Consider the following 17,659-nt stretch of genomic DNA (forward strand, 5'->3'; position numbering starts at 1 on the left):
ATCGGCAGAGGGTTTACAGATAAAAATCGAATAAGTAATGGGCTGAATCAGACGATCTACGGCAGAGAAATATCCAGTTTCCCCGCACCGGCATTGTCCAGAACGTATTTCTCAACGGCGGCAATGGATTTCCCTGCGCTATAGGCATAAGGCGGGCTCCATTCCAATTCATTGGTACAGGTTTCCAGCGCCCATGCTGGTACAGCTTTGCCAGAATTTGTAGCGGCGGCCTTCTCGGCCTCTTGCAATGTGCTGCATTTGTCTAATGCGATTTGATTCAAATTGCTTGCCGGATTGCCATTGAACCAGGAGCCATTGTCTTTAAATTTGCTTCCCTTGTAGGCACCGATAATCAGCTTTTCATCCGCCCCGCCGCCCTGGAAATTAAACACGTTACTTTCGGAAAGAATGGATGAATCGAAGCCCATCCCAATGGCATACAGAATGGGGTAGTTCGTATCCGTTGCCCCACGATGGTAGTTATTCAGCAAATGCACCTGACCAAAGCGCACACGCGGTGAACGCTGCACGCTGTTGTCCCATAAATTTCCTTCAAACGTGATTCGGTATTCCCCTTTATCACCATCGCCAGAGCCAATTAATACCGTTTTGTCATGTTGGGCAAAAATGTTGTAGGAGATCGTCAGGTAGTCGGCACCGTCTTCTATATCCAGCAAGCCGTCGTGGCGCTGAATATGCTTACCAAATAGCACCGGTTCTAAATGGTCTGGATATTCACCGTCCGTAAACGTGCAGTGATCGATCCAGACATTTTTGCTGGCATTAATCGACACGGAATCATAACGCGCATTCCAGTTGCCTTTATCGCCGTCGCCCGCATCCCAGGCCGGAGCAAAGTCACGCGGGGCCTGAAACGTAATATTACGGATAATGATATTGCTATTATCCGTTTTGCCGAACGTGTGGCTCAGGGTATTGAGGGATAAATAGCCTTCCACCAGTTTTGCTTCGCTACCCACGCCTAAAATCGTGGTATTTGGCGGTACCTGAAATTGAATCTGCGCCTTCTGGTTGTTGGCATACTGAGAACGTTGACCATTCTGCTTTTTCAACAAGTTAAGCTGTGTGCTGGCCGCCGCCGCGTCACTTCCCCCCGCATCCGCCGTCGCTTTCAACTGCGCCATATAATCCTGGTCGAACGCTTTGACGTATAAGTCAAAATCAAACGTTGTTTTATTCGGTTTGGTTTTATAATCCTCGGCATTAGCGTAGCGCCCATTACCTAAGTCATCACCACGGATAGTCCCTTGCCAGTAGATAATTTTGGGTTCTAACTTCGCCTTCAATTCCGCATCGGCATCACCGGCGATATAACGGGGGCTGCGGATATTATTTAATGCGTCTTTTAATTCCTGACGGCTGGTGACGACATAAATGCTATTTTCATGTGCGCCCTCGCCCCCCGTCGTCGCATAAAACTTACCATCCGTATTATGATATTGCGCAGCCCAACCAAACGGTGCCGTTTTCACCTGCAAATCTGGCGGAGCCGCTTCTGCCACTGGCTGCTGACTATTATCACACCCGGAAAGTACGAGCCCGGAAAGGGCAATAGCTACCGCACAGGTGCGTAAACGACCAGTCCCAATAACCGTTCTAAACATGTTATCCCTCAGTATTTTTTAATTATTAAAATAGGAAAATAAATCCGCACAAAACCCTGCGATATTAATCGCATACTTTAAAAGTACTTTTATTCTTAATGTCGTGGCAGATTGACACGTCCCTTATTGATAAAAAAGCAGCGCACTATCTGTAGTAAAAAACCACATAATAATACTGCCCATTTAGCACTCGGGACTGTTAATTAAATGATGATGGCACCACCCCACGCTGATTGATTATCGAACACCAAAAAGAAACGTTATACCTACAATGGTAAAACATGGTTTCATTAAAGCAAATTCACACGTTTTTTTTGCGACCCGCATCAAGATTCCATCTGTGATTATTATGACTGTAATAGTTTTTAATCAAAATGGAGGAACTGTCACATAACCGAGAGATTCAGTTTTCTGGCTCTTTCTATTTTTTGCAAAATAAGGCAGACGGCACCATCCTACTCACCCGACTTTAGTTTATGATGTGATGCTACACGACCTAATGCCCCCTCAACACTTAAGGATGAGCGCGTGGATAACGCACCGGAAGCACCAACACACTCACAGCCAGCGCTGCTTGCCAGATACCCGATGCCCGGTTATCTGATGGTGATTTATGCTGTGCTTTTTACCACACTCGGCTGGTTCAGCCACCAGCGCTGGGGGAGCCCTGCTTCTCCGACGACCACGTTAGCGGCTCAAGCAGCCATCTTGCCTGCGGCAGAGGAGCAAACGCCAGCAGCACTCGCCGCTGCACCTCATCAGGATGAGGCCCATACCGATACGCTAGCCTCCTCAGAGAAAAGGACCACGCTGCCGCTACCCGCCATCAGCAACGGTGAGATTCCGCCGCTGGCCTACAGCGCACACGTTTACACCTCGGATGAAACCAAGCGCAGCATCACGCTCAACGGCCTGCAATTCCGTGAAGGGGATTCGCCAATAGAAGGGCTGACCATCGAGCAAATCCAGCAGGATATGACCATTTTCAGCGTAGAGGGTGAGGTGTTTATTCTGGAGGCACTGGAAGATTGGCCGGGCGGAAAATTCAACGAAAATGAACGTTCCGCCGACAATGAAAGTGGAAGCGCTGCGCCTTAGCTTTGACTGCGAATGGCATCAATAAACGGCGTCAACGTACGGTTAAATTCCGAACACTGCGCCTCTTTTGGCGTACTGTCTTTCAATAACCCTTGATACAGGCTTTCACTGCGCTGCGGTAAAGCCTGATAGCTCGCGACATTCCAGCCTCGTTGTTTCGCTACAGCCAACGCGACATTGGCAATCGTCGCATCATCAGGTAGATCGCTGCGGTTACACTTCGATTTAAGATAGCGGGTGGCCGCAACCAGCGACGCCAGTTGATTCAGTTGATCGTTAGGAGAAACCGTTACCGCAGAAGACTGGCCTGCCACCGTTCCTTTTTGGGCAGACGTTCCTGTTTGTTGGCACCCGGCCAGCGTGACGCAAAGCAGCGTTAACGCAGAAATTTTAGACAGAGATAATGACATGACAAACTCATCCTGATTGAGATTAACGGTATGCATTCTAGCAAATGATAAGCCGCTGTCACGGCATGTTTATATGCTCCCAGTCAGCCGACCGGGAGCCGCAGTTATCAGGAAATCACTATCAAGCAGCCGTGCCCTTACCGGGTAAGGATTTGGTGGTTGGCAGGAGACCGTCAGCACGGAACATAGCCTTAATACCACGCACCGCCTGCCGAATTCGATCCTGATTCTCAATTAAGGCGAACCGAACATGGGTATCGCCATAATCGCCAAAGCCAATGCCGGGGGAGACACAAACCTTCGCTTCCGACAGCAGTCGTTTGGCAAACTCCAGCGACCCCAGATGCGCATAGGCTTCAGGAATTTTCGCCCAGACGTACATTGACGCTTTCGGCTCATCAACCATCCAGCCAGCCTCGTGCAGACCACGTACCAACACGTTACGGCGCTGGCGATACTGCTCGGCAATATCCCGCACACATTGCTGATCGCCTTCCAACGCCGCAATCGCCGCCACCTGCAACGGCGTGAACGTGCCGTAATCGTGGTAGCTCTTAATCCGCGCCAGCGCGCTGACCAGCTCTGGGTTACCGACCATAAAGCCGATGCGCCAGCCCGCCATGTTGTAGCTTTTTGACAGCGTGAAGAACTCTACCGCGATGTCCTTCGCGCCGGGAACCTGCATGATTGACGGCGCTTTCCAGCCGTCGTACACGATATCGGCATAGGCCAGATCGTGGATCACCAACACGCCGTACTGTTTCGCCAACGCCACAACGCGTTCAAAGAAATCCAGCTCGACACACTGCGCTGTCGGGTTCGACGGAAAACCGAGAATCATCATTTTCGGCTTCGGAATACTCTCGCGGATCGCGCGTTCTAATTCGTTGAAGAAATCGACGCCGTCCACCAGCGGCACAGAACGCACCTGCGCCCCGGCAATCACCGCACCATAAATGTGAATCGGATAGCTGGGGTTAGGCACCAGCACCGTATCGCCATGATCCAGCGTTGCCAGCATCAGGTGCGCCAGCCCCTCTTTGGAGCCAATCGTGACGATAGCTTCGCTTTCCGGATCGATATCAACTTCATAACGATCGGCGTACCAGCGGGAGATCGCACGGCGTAAGCGCGGAATACCTCGGGATGTCGAATATCCGTGAGTATCTTCGCGTTGTGCGACCGTACAGAGTTTTTCCACGATATGAGGAGGGGTCGGGCCGTCAGGATTACCCATGCTGAAATCAATAATATCTTCGCCGCGACGACGCGCAGCCATTTTTAATTCAGCAGTAATATTAAATACATACGGGGGAAGACGATCGATGCGCGTAAAACGGCGCGGAGAAGTAGAATCAGCCATAACATCCTCAGATTAACGTGAGCGCCCGGACCGTCCGAGCGACGCAGTGCCTGTAAGACACTCTACTCAGCATCATTCAAATCGCAGTAAACCCGTTTTCGTTGACGACAGCTTTCGTTAACTACAAGGGTACAGGCGACCTGAAGTGTGATGAGCTTATTCAAGCTATCTCAGATAATTCGCCCTGTCGATACTGTGCTCATAAATTTTTCCAGCCCGGAATTAAGCCTCATCGATTTCTGGCTACGATCGCGAAAAATGGAGAATACGCATCGAAAGAAGCATTACACTTGATGACCCGCTCAGGCCTTGTAAATAAGGCGCTTATCCCTGAGGCACAGGATGGTTAACCCGAGAGTAAGCTTATGACTGAGATGCGATATTTCACCGAGAGTTGGCCAATAGAAGGCGCATTTACCATTTCACGCGGCAGCAAGCGTCAGGCGGATGTCGTTGTGGTGGCAATCCAGTCCGGCAACGTGACAGGCTACGGCGAATGCGTTCCTTATTCACGCTACGGCGAGTCCCTCGACAGCGTCATGGCACAGATTGCCTCACTGCACAGCGACATCCGTAACGGTTTAGATCGGCAGACGCTGCAAACCATCCTGCCCGCAGGCGCGGCACGTAATGCGCTCGATTGCGCATTCTGGGATCTGGAGTGTAAACAGCACCAACAGCGCATTTGGCAGCGTTTGGATCTCCCTTCGCCTACCGCGCTGGAGACGGCCTATACGCTATCGCTGGATACACCAGACCATATGCGCCACGCCGCAATACATCATGCCAATCGCCCTCTTCTCAAATTAAAACTGGCAGACGCAAACGATCTGGCCAGAGTTGCTGCCGTGCGCGAAGGCGCGCCATTAGCTCGCCTGATTGTCGATGCCAACGAAGGATGGGATACCGAACGTTATCTAACGCTGGTTCCTGAACTTGCTGCACTTGGCGTAACGATGATCGAACAACCTTTTCCAGCAGGCAAAGATGGTGTGCTGGCAGACTTGCCCCGCCCGATTCCCGTCTGTGCCGATGAATCCTGTCATGACAGTCAGTCGCTGGCCGCTCTGGTCGGCCGCTATGACATGATCAACATCAAGCTGGATAAAACCGGCGGACTAACTGAAGCCCTGCGCCTGCGAAAATATGCACAGGAGCAAGGATTACAAATTATGGTCGGCTGCATGGTGAGTACATCGCTCTCAATGGCACCCGCCTTTGTCGTGGCACAAGGTGCCGCCGTGGTCGATTTGGATGGGCCACTGCTCTTGCAGCGCGATCGCACTAACGGGCTGCACTATAACGGTAGCGAAATATTACCGCCCGACGCATTATTGTGGGGATAACGCGCGTTAACCTGCATTGAGCAACTATTAAGGAGTGTTGTGATGCAACGTCTTGTTTATGTTGATGGACAGTATTTAGAAGAAAATGAAGCAAAAATTTCTGTATTTGACCGTGGTTTCCTGTTTGCTGATGCCGTCTATGAAGTAACAGCGGTCATCGATGGCAAGCTGGTTGATTTCGCCGATCATATCACTCGCCTGCAACGCTCCTGCCGCGAGCTGTCGCTCACGTTGCCCGTCACACCTGAGGCGCTCAAAGAGATTCACGATGAGCTGATCAATAAAAACGATCTGAAAGAAGGCGCGATCTATTTACAGCTTAGCCGCGGTAATGCCGGCGATCGTGATTTCTATTTCCCTTCTGCTGATGTCAAATCCACGCTGGTGTTATTCACTCAGGCACGTTCGTTGGTCGGTAACCCTAAAGCCACAACGGGCCTGCACGTTGTCACCACCGAGGATATTCGCTGGCACCGTCGGGATATCAAAACCGTCAGCCTGCTCGCCGCCAGCCTGGCAAAAGAGTATGCCCATGCCAATCAGGCCGATGACGCTTTCTTTGTCGAAGACGGTTTCATTACCGAAGGCAGTTCCTGCAACTGCTACATCGTCCTGCATGACAACACGGTTGTAACCCGTCCACTCAGCAACGCTATTCTGCACGGTATTACACGTCAGTCGCTACTCAAGCTGGCGGAAAAGGATGGCATTGCGCTGGAAGAACGCTTTTTTACACCGGAAGAGGCGTATCACGCCAAGGAGATTTTTGTCAGTTCAGCCACCATGCTGGTTCTCCCCGTCGTAATGCTGGATGGAAAAACGATCGGCGATGGCAAGCCCGGAAAAATTACTCAGCGGTTGCGTGAAATCTATCTCGATATGATTAAACAGCAGGAAAAATAGCCGCGCTTCACGTCCTGTAAGCACAGCTCGATGTTCATCCGTTACCCGTTCACTGCCGGATAACGGATGGCTGAGAAAATTATTTATCCTCACCCGACATGCCGTCAGGCAGCGCAAGCCCGGAGTTTTCCAGCACCATCTTTTGCGGTACGGCCAGCGGAATGTTTGATGCCCGTAACCGCTTGATAATCTCAAACAGCAGATCACTCTTCGCTTCCGATACCATTCTCGGGCTGCTGACATAACCCGTGACGCTCAGCACCATACCCGTTGGGTTCAACTGGCTAAACTTCACTGACGGTGCAGGTGATTCCAGAATCGCCTCGTGGTTGATGTAAGCATCCAGCAACAGTGCCCGGACTTCTTCAGGATCGATATCCAGCGGGAACGTCAGCGCCAGCGTGGCAACTCCAAACGGATTTCCCATCGTAATATTGCGCACATTCTGCGAAATAAATTGGGAGTTCGGTACGATCACCGTCGAACGGTCGCCCAGTTGAATTTCCGTCGCACGCACGTTAATCCGCCGGATATCCCCTTCAACGCCGCTGATACTGACCGAGTCGCCAACTTTCACCGGGCGTTCCGTCAACAAAATCAGGCCAGAGATAAAGTTCTTCACGATCTCCTGTAAGCCAAAACCGATACCCACCGACAACGCGCTGACAATCCATGCCAGCTTGTTCCATTCAATCCCCAATGTCGCCAACGTCAGCAGGATAATCAGGATGTAGCCGATGTTGCTGAACAGCGTCACCAGCGACGCACGGATACCGCGTTCTAACGTCGTTTTAGGCAGGAATTCATCTTCCAGCCAGCGTTTTGAGGAGCGTAAAACATAAACCCCCACGACCAGAAAGAGCACGGCATTGACCAGATGAGCAGGCACGATGCTCAGCGTTTCCAGCCCTTTTCCGCCCCAGATTTCAACGGCTTTTTGCACCAACTCCAGCGGCGTAGTGGTGCCAAATGTCCCATTCAGTAAGGCGACGGCCGCCATCAAGATTAAAAAGACTTTACCGCCAGCCGACAGGAGCAAGGTGGCCTGAGCCAGATGCCGATCGTCCAGATTGAGCGAATTTTTCATTCGCTTGCCGCTGGCATTGTTGGGAGAAAAGAGGCTTTCGCAGATATCGGTAATAAACGTTGAGAACAAATACAGGCAGGAGAACACCATACCAATCCACACCAGCTCGAACGCAAGGAAACGAGCCAGTGAGATATAGCCGATGACCAGCGACACCAGAATAGCCAACGATGTCGCCAATACGGCAAGATGAATAATGCCGGATAATGTCGAACGCGCTTCCGGCTGTTCCCCTGAATGCACCATCTGCCGACGAATCTGATCGCTTTTCAGCGCGATCGTCCCCGCAGTAAAGGCCAGGAACAGGGCAGATAAACCGTTCACCATAATGGTTGCCGCGACCGATGTTCCCACCGTCGCTGTCACTTGTTCAATAAAACCGAAGATCAGAATAATGCCTGCGGCAACCACAGGAAACGGCTTCATGGCTTTTGCGACAGGGTTAGCAATCGCAGGCAAACGCCATGAAGGGCGCTGATTCGAAAGAAACGCACGCCCCAATCCAGCGATCATCGAACAGAAAATTGCCTGTCTCACCAACGCATCAAGGAACGACACAACGCGTTCTGAAGCCTCACCGTGGCGCGTAAACGTAAAGTCGATCAGATTTACCGCAATGCCGATCGTGACCACGGTTGAAATAACCGACGCTGTGGCTAAAAAACTCCGCCGCAGACGCCCTTCCGGCAGCCAGTTAATTCCCGCCCAGGCCAGGCATTTTTCCATATACCGACGCCCCGCCGAACTCATGGCCATGGCGATCAAAATCAGGAGTGCGGAACCGTAACGCCAGTCTGGCTCCCAGGCCACCGTAAAGGCGTCACTTAATTGATCCTGAAAGGTGCTCAGGCGGCGTACATCCTCAGCTTGCGGAGCCACAAGCGGTGCCCAGAAGCGCCCGCCCAGAATGCTACCGGAATTCAATGCCAGCTGCGTTTTCAGCGCATTACGGCGCAGAGTCACTATTTGCGCGGACAGATTGGCCGCTCCGGTGCGTAAAGCCTGAATCTGCTCGATCTGCGCATCCATTTTTGCTTTTTGCGCATTCAGGCTATTTCGCTTACGCGTCACTTCACTGGTTTCATTAATGCTGGAGCCGGACTCTGGCGCTGGCCCTAAGACATCCAACTGGGCCTGAATTTGAGCGCGCTGCGGTGCCACTGCATTAGCAAGCTCGTTGGCGCTATTCACCAGTTCCTGCGTTGTGTCATTCAACGCGCCGAATTTGCTGTCGTTATTGGTGCCTGAAACCTGCTGCTTGATGTTATCTAACTGTTTTTGCAGCTTGACCAACTCGGCATCAACATTAATTTTTACGGGCGCCTCGGTCTGCGCGGGCTGTGGGTCAGGATCAGAATCCGCACTCGCCGCCGATGCATATCCAACAGGCAGCATCAACATCGCCAGCAGACAAACGCGCAAGAATGCGGATGAAAGAATGTTCATAAATCAAAAGGTTCCAAAGTTCGACAAAATAGCGGATCCACAAATAACCGAGCGACAAACCCGGCACGTGAAAGCAGCCCACACTCATCCAAAACCCACGAATGCGGGCATAGTGTACCAACAGCACAGAGTGCAGAATACGTCCGTTCATAACTTGAAAAGAATTACTGAACGTATCTAGCAGATAAAACTGAAATTTTCATTGCTATGTGTAGTTCATGTGGACGAGGCTCGCAATTGTGCAAAAAAGTCACACCAGAGAAAGCGACATTCACCAAAGTTGTACAGGGATTCACCGTATAGCGTAAATCCAGCGCCAACCCGTTGACTCACTGGGACGTGTGGGTATAATCCAGCCCACTGTTGTAACAAGCAACAGCCATTTCTTTTTTGAAATGCGCCCTTAGCTCAGTTGGATAGAGCAACGGCCTTCTAAGCCGTAGGTCACAGGTTCGAGCCCTGTAGGGCGTACCATTTCGAAGTAAACAGACGTCAACCGACGTCTTTTTTTATGCCTAAAATTCAGTAAACCAGAAAACCATTAACCGAAGCCGTTCCGGCTTTCACACAGTGTGTATGTCATTCACTGATTTAATCGGGCCCACGTTAGAGAGATTCAGTGGAGCTGGAATATCTAAATACATATCAGAAGATAACAACTCAATATCAGATGGGTTAGCTATTGCTCAACAGGACACCAAACAGGCAGCTTATTTAGCTAAAAGTTGTTAACACGAGGGTGACTAACCAGTTAACATGAGCCTGTGAAAAGACTCTGGAGGAATGTCCGTCAGCTGTGCTGATTAATAATCTAACTGCATATACCAGATGGATGTAAGGCTTAATACGCCCTTAACAGACCGATTTTGAAACCCGCCTCTTTTCATATGCACAATGGAAAATATAAATATGCTAATCAAAGCAGCGGTTCTTGCTGACGCCAAAGAACTCGAAGAAATTTATTCCTCATCTTTTGAATCAAATGCCACCTTTTTCCCTGATGATATGGAAGAAGAAGATGATGATGGTGAAGAGGATTTCTCATTTGAGTCCGCAATAACAATGTCGAACAAAACCGTCCTGGGATTTTGGGAAAATACTCGTCTGATAGGCGGAGCGGTTATTTCACAAGATATTTGCGAAACGAACCTACTTGAAAGATTGTTTATTCTGCCTGAAAAACAGGGAAAAGGTTATGGTTACCGTGCATGGATGGAAATTGAAAAGATGCATCCATGCGTTAGAGAATGGAGACTGAGAACGCCGACATGCCTTATTAATAATGTCTGTTTCTACGTCAACAAGTGCGGCTTTTCAATCGTCCGTGTAGAAGATATGGGTAATGATGGCGTTGGTATGTATGTATTCTCAAAACCAGTGCGCTAAAACGTCAGCTCATCAATAGCAATCCTTCTTTGGGCTGCGCGATCAAAGATGTTAAGCAGCCTATCTCTTTTGTAATTTACAACGGTCAATAACGCCTTGTACGCAATGATATTTCCATTGCGTACAAGGATAAAAACTAAATAACTAACAGGACTTTAACTGACAATACGATTAGCCGACGCAAGTATGCTGGACAACACGATGACGATTGCCGCGAGTATGAAGCAAAAAGCAACGATCGGCCAACTTGTGCCAACTGGGAAAATAGAGATGATGACCGTCCCAATACTGCCTAATAATACTCCACCTAAACAGAAATAAACTGCAGTAACCGTTCCTGCTATCTCATCAAATCCCTGTAAAGCCCCATTAGGCGCAATGGAAACCGACATAGCAATGCCAATTCCTATTATCCAAATTGGTGCAATAAAACCTGGCACCCAAAACGGCAACAGTAATTCACTGATTATCAGCATCATTCCGCCTAAAATAAGGCATCCCATCGCTATTCGCATGACTTTAAAGTTTCCCCAGACAGGAATTAATTTCCCCATCATTCTAGCCGCGATCATCATTGCAATAGCGACAGTAGCAAAAACCATGCTGAATAAAAGCGGTGACAGGCCTTGTCTGCCCATCATTATTTGTGGTGCGGTTGAGAAAAAAACAAAAAAGCTCCCCATCCCTGCGCTGTAACAAAAGGTATAAAGCCAGAAGTTCATTTTTTTCAGCGGGAGCAAAAGCTGTGACCAGCGTAAATCCGTAGTTCGCTGATGCCGGGTTTCAGGCCAAAACCGCCATGCAGATACATAAGCGATTGCCATCAAAATACCGAGGACGGCAAAAATTAGCCGCCATCCCATCCACATATCGATTAACGCCCCCATAATAGGTCCAACCGCCGGTACGATGGCGAGCATGGATCCCAGAATTCCATAGATAACATGACTTTCCTCACGACCTGCATAGATGTCGCGAACAGTAGCAAACATCGCCACCAAACAAGCTGAGGCTCCACATGCCTGTGCGAAACGGCATACCAGAAATAGATTTATTGAAGACGAGACAGCAAGTCCAAATGATGCAAGCAGGTAAACAAAACTGCCCCACAGCAATATTGGGCGACGGCCAAAACGGTCAGACAGCGGACCGAATAACAGTTGTCCGGCACCGATCATGACGAGATAAATCGATAATGTTAACTGAATGACTTCTGGGGTCGTACCTATAGCATCCGGCATATAGGGCACAACGGGCAGATACATATCCATGCCCAGTGAAGCCAACAGATCAAAAGGTGATAACAGTAATAACGTTGCGGTAAGCGAGTAAGGCCAGATAGTGTGTTTTGAGCGCACGATATTATCTCCTGAATAAAGGATTTAGCGGCGCTCTAAGAGCAAAGGGAGCTTTGAAAGCGCCGCAACAACGTAAATGGGAGTTGTTGCGGCTTAGTTATCTGCTTTTTTGGTCATGCTCTTGGTTTTCATCACTCGGGGATAATGTCGTATAGTAACGGATTGGGGGATTATTGGCGATAATAGGCTGTAACAGGCGCGCATACATCATATTCGACAGAGAAAAATCGGCTCAGTGCAATCTCACTGAGCCGGCAACGTTTATGCTATTGAACTCGCCAGTCGCTAAAGTAATGACCGATCGCGGAAGGGTCGTCAAGAGGAGCGGTGGCTGCTATATAGCCATCTGGTCGAACTAACAGATATTGATCGGAATAGGGGCTACTTCCCGTTTCAACGTGCAGGACAGTGACGATATCAGGCAGTGATGCAGGTACCGTCGCCGCGCCGATGATAAGCAAACTGTAATTGCGATAATTTAAATGTGAGTAAATTCTGCCCGACTGACTAGACTGAGAATCGCTCCACATAAAATCATGCAGCCTTTCGCCAACACGCCCACCTGTTCCATAGCGAACGCCCATACCCGTGATGTAACCCGCACGCTTTTCGACAATCTTGACGTAATCATCGGCATGGGTGCCTGTCTCTGAGGTTTTGGTTGAACGCACGAGTTCCGCTGACGTTTTTACGACTTCCAGCGCGACTGCTTTTCGCTCCGTTTCGTAAGTCTGTAATAGCGTTTGGGGCGCATGATGATGAGTAATCATCGCCATTTTCCAGATGAGGTTAAATGCATCGGCCAACCCCGTATTTAACCCTTGCCCACCATTTACCGAGTGAATATGGCTCGCATCACCAGCGATAAATAATTTATTTTCAAAGATATAGTTTTCTGCCACAGACTCTTTAACCGAGAATTTTGAGTACCACTCAATCGACTTGAAACGCAGACTGTGTGGTTGCAGAGCATGGTTAATTTTATCTATCGCCTGCTGTTGCGTGAAATCCTCACTGTCCATCTGGATATAGAAACGATCAATCTTACCTTCACGTGGTATCCAGGCGACATCGGCGGTTTCTGCCTGGAAAACAATAATTTCCGGTACTTTTGGGAAATCAGTTTCTATTTCGCCATCAATCACTGCCCAGGTAATTTGCGGTCGAGTGATCTCAAACGGGATAGCAAAGTGTTGACGCACAAACGATCGTGAACCATCTGCACCAATCAAATACCGGGAACGGACGGTCTCACCGCTGGTAAGCGTGGTGAGGCAGCCGTCTTCCTCCAGCACAATATCTTCCACAGAGGTATTGCGGCGCACGGCCCTATTTAGCTCGGTGAGCTTATTATCAAGCGCTTGTTCCACATAAGCCTGACCAATCATTAAAAAATGCTTGTGAAAACAGCCTTCTAAAGCATCCCACCAGGTAGATTGGCGTGAAATAAATTTACCTTTTGACCAGACTGAGCTGGTATTACAGGCTTTGCCCAAGGGATAAAGCTCGTCGAATAAACCGATAATTTCAAACAGCTGCAAGCTGCGGGCATTTAGCGCATCAGCACGGCCTACCGTTAGCGGCCCTGATGATTTATCGATAATGACGGTGCTTAAACCTGACAGCTGAGCAAGATAGGCACAGGCCAGACCGACAGGCCCTGCACCGATAATCATGAGATCAACATGCTGTGGTTTCATGACGGTTGCACCAAATGTGGGTTATTCAGTGGCTGTTTAGCATGGATATGCACCCGGCGCAGATGACGGCCACTCTGGCTGGCATAAGATTCACGACCGTGTAATAACGAGTAGTTATCTGCAATGACAATGTCACCGCTTTGCCATTGGTGAGCATACTGAACCCGTGGATCATATAAAGCATGTTGCAGGCTGCTGAGTAATTGCTCTTGCTCTTCAGGTTCAATGCCGGAGAAGTGATACGTTGATGGGTTTAAGAATTCTTTATCGCCAGCAATCGGCGACTCACAAAAACGAATGACGGGATACGTGCGGTAAGGGTGCTGTTCGATAATAGGAGCCTGAGCGGTACTGCTATATAGCTCGACTGCGCGCTGATACTGACCTGTGGCACGCTGCCACAGCGCCTTGGTTTCGGGTGACGCCAGACGTAACGCCGTGGTGGTACTCGAAAACGTGGTTCGCCCACCCTGCCCTTCGCCAACAGCTGATACGCATTGAAAGACTTGTAGTTCCGGCACAGTTTTAAGATACATACCGTCCCAGTGCAAGGGAACATAGTTGTTAGCAAAGATATGGTCGGTAGCATCGGGTTGTTCAACCAGCTCCAGCACCGCGCCAAACGGCCATTGCATAATGTCACCAATGGCTGCGCAGTATGTTGTTAAATTTTCTGCACTCGTAAAGCTATCAAAGCCCCGCAGTACCACTAATTGTTGGTTTTCTACTAATGTACGCAGCCAGGTCGGTGATAATTCACCAATATGCACGCCTGACTGTTTAGGCTCAATACGTACACCAAAGTGACAGGTTTCACCTTGGGAATGGGTTAAAGGATGATAATCAAATCGATCTTCTAAAGTGAATGCGTCCATTTTACTTCTCCGTATATTATCCATCGCTGAAAGATCTTTTCAGATAATATCGGCAACAAATATTCAACACCACGGATACAATTATAATAATTAGGGTGGTTTGAATATAGAATCACTGCTCTCCTCTTTTCACCAATATCTAATGATGTAATGGAACTTGATAACCCCCAATTAAAAAACCCCAGATAAACCTATCCGAGGTCTTTAAATCACGAGAAAAAACCGTCGCCGCTTCAGGCTTAGCCGCGGTTCTCTTCGATGTAGCGAGCCAAATCTGCCGGGGTCTTCAGGACGGTGGCGACTTCGGTCGGTGGGATCACGCAGCCGTAAACGTCCTGCACTTCCAGCACCAAGTCGACCGCCAGAATAGAGTCGAGAATATCGGACTCAATCAGCTCATCGTTAAAGCCCACTTTACGGGATAAGATCTTTTCAAACAGCGCGAGTATTTCTTGTTCCATCATGTTTTCCTGAGTCATTAGATCGTGCGGGCATGGCTGTCCAGCAGTTTACGGTCAATTTTGCCGTTAGGATTAAGCGGCAACGCATCTTTGATAATAATTTGGGAAGGCACCATGTAAGGCGGAATGACCTTCGAGAGCGACGTTTTAATCGCTTCTGGCGCTAAGTTCGTCACGCAGAACGCCGCGATGCGCAGAACGCCACCGCCCGATTTCATCAACGGCAGAACAACCGCTTCGCTGATGTCGGATATCGCCAGCAGACGATTTTCAATCTCATTGATTTCAATGCGATAGCCATTCAGTTTGATCTGGCTGTCATTGCGTCCCTGACAGTACAGCAGCCCGTCTTCATATCCCAGGTCGCCAGTTCTGTAGCCCCGGAACGCTTCGCTCTCCCGATGCAGCAATTTCTCCGCATTCTCTTTCGCCAGCCCAAGGTAGCCGCGCATCACGTTTTTTCCCCAAATGATCAGTTCGCCCTCAGACGTAATTTCCATTCTGGAATCCGGCATCATCGCGCCAACCGGCAGCAGATCGTTCTCACTGTGCAGGATTTCATCGGTGATTTCGATGACGGTGGTCGCGATTGTCGCTTCCGTTGGGCCATAGGAGTTGAGAATTTTGGCATGCGGGAAGCGGCGGCGTAACTGTTTTACCAACGCCTTGTTGAGCACTTCGCCAATGAACACGAAGACGTTAAGTTCAGGTAAATATTCACTGTTGAACTGGGGAGACAGCAGCCTCTGGTAGGCGAAGGATGGCGTTGAAACCCAGACGGAAACGTCGTTGTCTTTCAGGCGATCGAGCCAGTTTTCTGCCGCGATATCCTCTTTCGCATTCAGAACGATGTGCCCCCCAGTCGCCAGATTCGCCAACAGCGGAATCAGAGAGAGATCGAAGCTGAACACTGCATGGTTCATCAGTACCGGTAGGTCCGGCAGCGAAAAATCCTGGCGCACCCACTTCATGAAGTGCCACAGGCTTTCACGCCCGATCTGCACCCCTTTAGGCTTTCCAGTGCTGCCGGAGGTAAACATGATATAGGCAAGATCTTGCTCGACCAACGCCTGCCCTGCTTCACCGGTAGCAATGAACTGTCTGGTTGCTACATCGTAGTAATAAGGCGCGCTTGCCAGATGGCAAATCTCGTTGAGCCGCTCCTGCGGATAGATGCAGTCCACCGGAATATACGGGATGTTATGCAGCAGACAGCTATAGATCGCCACGGCAAACTCCGCCTGCTGATGCCCATATAGCACGACTGGCGGCCCCGCGGGCTGCTGGCAGTGCTGATAGCGATGCGCCCAATCTGTCACGGCGACGGAGAGTTGCTGCCAGGTCATCGCGTCATCGCTACCGCTAATCGCCAACTGATCTGGGTTCGCGGGATCGAGTAATGCCGCCCGGAGGAAATCTTGTAGTTCCTGAAGCTCTGAGTGAAGGTTCATAGTGGGGACATTCCGCTAAAGATGTAGAGGGAGGCCGCAGCGCTTGCCAGCGTCAGAATTCGACCGATGAACACAATAACCGGATGATGCAGACAATTGCTCAGCGCCGGACTGCGTTTGGCTGACCACTGCAACATATTGTGGGCAACGGAAATGGCGCCAAACAGTGCGCCGCTGATGACATAGTGTCGTTCAAGCCCATTCCATGCCCCCATACAAAACAGGGTGCAGAAGATGCCAATATTCTGTGCCAACGTTTTGTTCTGTCGGAAAAAATCGAGCTTCATCAGATTCATATAAATCGGCATAAAGACCACATCCCTCAGCCATTCAGACAGGCTGATGTGGAAGCGTCGCCAGAAGTCCTGCGGGTTTTTCGCCAAAATAGGCAGATTGAAGTTGGCTGGGATATTCAGGCCAAATAAGCGCCCCGCCCCGATAGCCATATTGCTGTAGCCAGCAAAATCAAAATAAAGATAAGCGCTGTAGGCGAGCGACATCACGACCCCCACGCTTAACGTAAACGGGCGCTGGCTCCACGACTCAATCACCAGATTATTGATCAGCATGGCAAATAAGAACTTCTGAATAATGCCGGTAAAAATCTGCTCCATCGCCACTAAAAACTGTTCACGGGTTATCGTGAAGACCGGTTTATTAATGTCACTCACCCATGTCCGCCAGCGGTACATCGGGCCAGCCAGAATAATAAAAGGCATAAAGAGGTAGCAGAAGTAGTGCAGGAAGTTCTGGCCATCTTTTTTACTGCGATAAAGCAGCACATCAATGGCGCGGAAGGTCATAAAGGACAGACCGATCATGCCCCAGTGGTTATTAAGGTGTAGTTTCACCAGAAACAGCGGCAGCAGCGTCAGGCTGACCGCCTGCCAGGTTTTTAACCAGCCTTTCTCTTTTAAGGTGACGAGAATATAAAAGCTCAGGAACACCGCCACGGGAACCAGGTAATCCCCCTGGAAAATATATCCCCAGCCGAATACCGCCAGTATGGAAAAGGCAGATAAATATGTCAGCCGATAACGGAATACGCGATTAACCAGCGCAAACAGTAACGCGGATGAAAACAGAAAGAAAAAAAATGCCCCGGAACTATACATCATTCATCCTTCAGAATTTTTGATATTCAAAATGC

The 17,659-nt window shown here is 49.6% G+C and carries 13 protein-coding genes, 1 tRNA gene and 1 pseudogene; 5 read left to right on the forward strand and 10 right to left on the reverse strand.

Annotated features, from left to right (window positions below; all coding sequences use genetic code 11):
• Window positions 1–56 precede the first annotated feature (56 nt).
• Window positions 57–1,625, reverse strand: coding sequence for a pectate lyase family protein (locus NXT09_RS11420; protein WP_268579741.1), 1,569 nt, complete (start codon window positions 1,623–1,625; stop codon window positions 57–59).
• A gap of 528 nt (window positions 1,626–2,153) precedes the next feature.
• On the opposite strand from NXT09_RS11420, the gene gspB reads away from it, so the two are divergent.
• Window positions 2,154–2,723: a type II secretion system assembly factor GspB gene (gspB, locus tag NXT09_RS11425; protein WP_268579742.1), complete on the forward strand. Its 570-nt coding sequence runs from the start codon at window positions 2,154–2,156 to the stop codon at window positions 2,721–2,723.
• On the opposite strand, the gene gspS is transcribed toward gspB, so the two are convergent.
• Together gspS and alaC are read right to left on the reverse strand one after the other, a co-directional pair.
• Complete coding sequence (gspS, locus tag NXT09_RS11430) at window positions 2,720–3,133, reverse strand: type II secretion system pilot lipoprotein GspS (protein ID WP_010681655.1); 414 nt, start codon at window positions 3,131–3,133, stop codon at window positions 2,720–2,722. The two genes, gspB and gspS, sit on opposite strands and share 4 nt — an antisense overlap.
• A 121-nt stretch (window positions 3,134–3,254) precedes the next feature.
• Window positions 3,255–4,496 carry an alanine transaminase gene (alaC, locus tag NXT09_RS11435; protein ID WP_039497602.1) on the reverse strand — a complete coding sequence of 414 codons (1,242 nt, stop codon included), beginning with the start codon at window positions 4,494–4,496 and terminating at the stop codon, window positions 3,255–3,257.
• A gap of 365 nt (window positions 4,497–4,861) precedes the next feature.
• Here alaC and dgcA point away from each other — a divergent pair, with 365 nt between their 5' ends.
• Complete coding sequence (dgcA, locus tag NXT09_RS11440) at window positions 4,862–5,842, forward strand: N-acetyl-D-Glu racemase DgcA (protein WP_268579743.1); 981 nt, start codon at window positions 4,862–4,864, stop codon at window positions 5,840–5,842.
• A gap of 42 nt (window positions 5,843–5,884) precedes the next feature.
• Window positions 5,885–6,745 carry a D-amino-acid transaminase gene (locus NXT09_RS11445; RefSeq protein WP_240583464.1) on the forward strand — a complete coding sequence of 287 codons (861 nt, stop codon included), beginning with the start codon at window positions 5,885–5,887 and terminating at the stop codon, window positions 6,743–6,745.
• 79 nt (window positions 6,746–6,824) lie between these two features.
• Here the strand turns inward: NXT09_RS11445 and NXT09_RS11450 are convergent, their stop codons facing one another.
• The gene (locus tag NXT09_RS11450; protein WP_268579744.1) at window positions 6,825–9,278 is read right to left on the reverse strand and encodes a DUF3772 domain-containing protein; all 2,454 of its coding nucleotides are present in this window, start codon (window positions 9,276–9,278) and stop codon (window positions 6,825–6,827) included.
• Window positions 9,279–9,675: 397 nt separating this feature from the next.
• On the opposite strand from NXT09_RS11450, the gene NXT09_RS11455 reads away from it, so the two are divergent.
• Together NXT09_RS11455 and NXT09_RS11460 are read left to right on the forward strand one after the other, a co-directional pair.
• Window positions 9,676–9,752, forward strand: a tRNA-Arg gene (locus NXT09_RS11455).
• Window positions 9,753–10,187: 435 nt separating this feature from the next.
• Complete coding sequence (locus tag NXT09_RS11460) at window positions 10,188–10,664, forward strand: GNAT family N-acetyltransferase (protein ID WP_268579745.1); 477 nt, start codon at window positions 10,188–10,190, stop codon at window positions 10,662–10,664.
• 185 nt (window positions 10,665–10,849) lie between these two features.
• Here NXT09_RS11460 and cml read toward each other — a convergent pair.
• The 6 genes and pseudogenes from cml to NXT09_RS11490 all read right to left on the reverse strand — a co-directional run.
• Window positions 10,850–12,022 (reverse strand): annotated as a pseudogene (gene cml, locus NXT09_RS11465) (CmlA/FloR family chloramphenicol efflux MFS transporter); the annotation flags it as partial.
• Between the two features lie 266 nt (window positions 12,023–12,288).
• Complete coding sequence (locus NXT09_RS11470; RefSeq protein WP_268579746.1) at window positions 12,289–13,722, reverse strand: FAD-binding protein; 1,434 nt, start codon at window positions 13,720–13,722, stop codon at window positions 12,289–12,291.
• Window positions 13,719–14,597, reverse strand: coding sequence for a TauD/TfdA family dioxygenase (locus NXT09_RS11475; RefSeq protein ID WP_268579747.1), 879 nt, complete (start codon window positions 14,595–14,597; stop codon window positions 13,719–13,721). The genes NXT09_RS11470 and NXT09_RS11475 overlap by 4 nt, the downstream gene beginning before the upstream one ends.
• Window positions 14,598–14,836: 239 nt before the next feature.
• Window positions 14,837–15,058 (reverse strand): acyl carrier protein, encoded by a 222-nt coding sequence (locus NXT09_RS11480; RefSeq protein ID WP_010300175.1) that lies wholly within the window; start codon window positions 15,056–15,058, stop codon window positions 14,837–14,839.
• A gap of 17 nt (window positions 15,059–15,075) precedes the next feature.
• The gene (locus NXT09_RS11485) at window positions 15,076–16,509 is read right to left on the reverse strand and encodes an AMP-binding protein (protein ID WP_268579748.1); all 1,434 of its coding nucleotides are present in this window, start codon (window positions 16,507–16,509) and stop codon (window positions 15,076–15,078) included.
• A complete protein-coding gene (locus tag NXT09_RS11490; RefSeq protein ID WP_268579835.1) occupies window positions 16,506–17,624 on the reverse strand; it encodes a membrane-bound O-acyltransferase family protein in 1,119 nt (372 codons plus the stop codon). Before NXT09_RS11490 ends, NXT09_RS11485 begins: the two co-directional genes overlap by 4 nt.
• Window positions 17,625–17,659: the final 35 nt, after the last annotated feature.

Source organism: Pectobacterium jejuense (assembly GCF_026800125.1).
Lineage (GTDB): Bacteria > Pseudomonadota > Gammaproteobacteria > Enterobacterales > Enterobacteriaceae > Pectobacterium > Pectobacterium jejuense.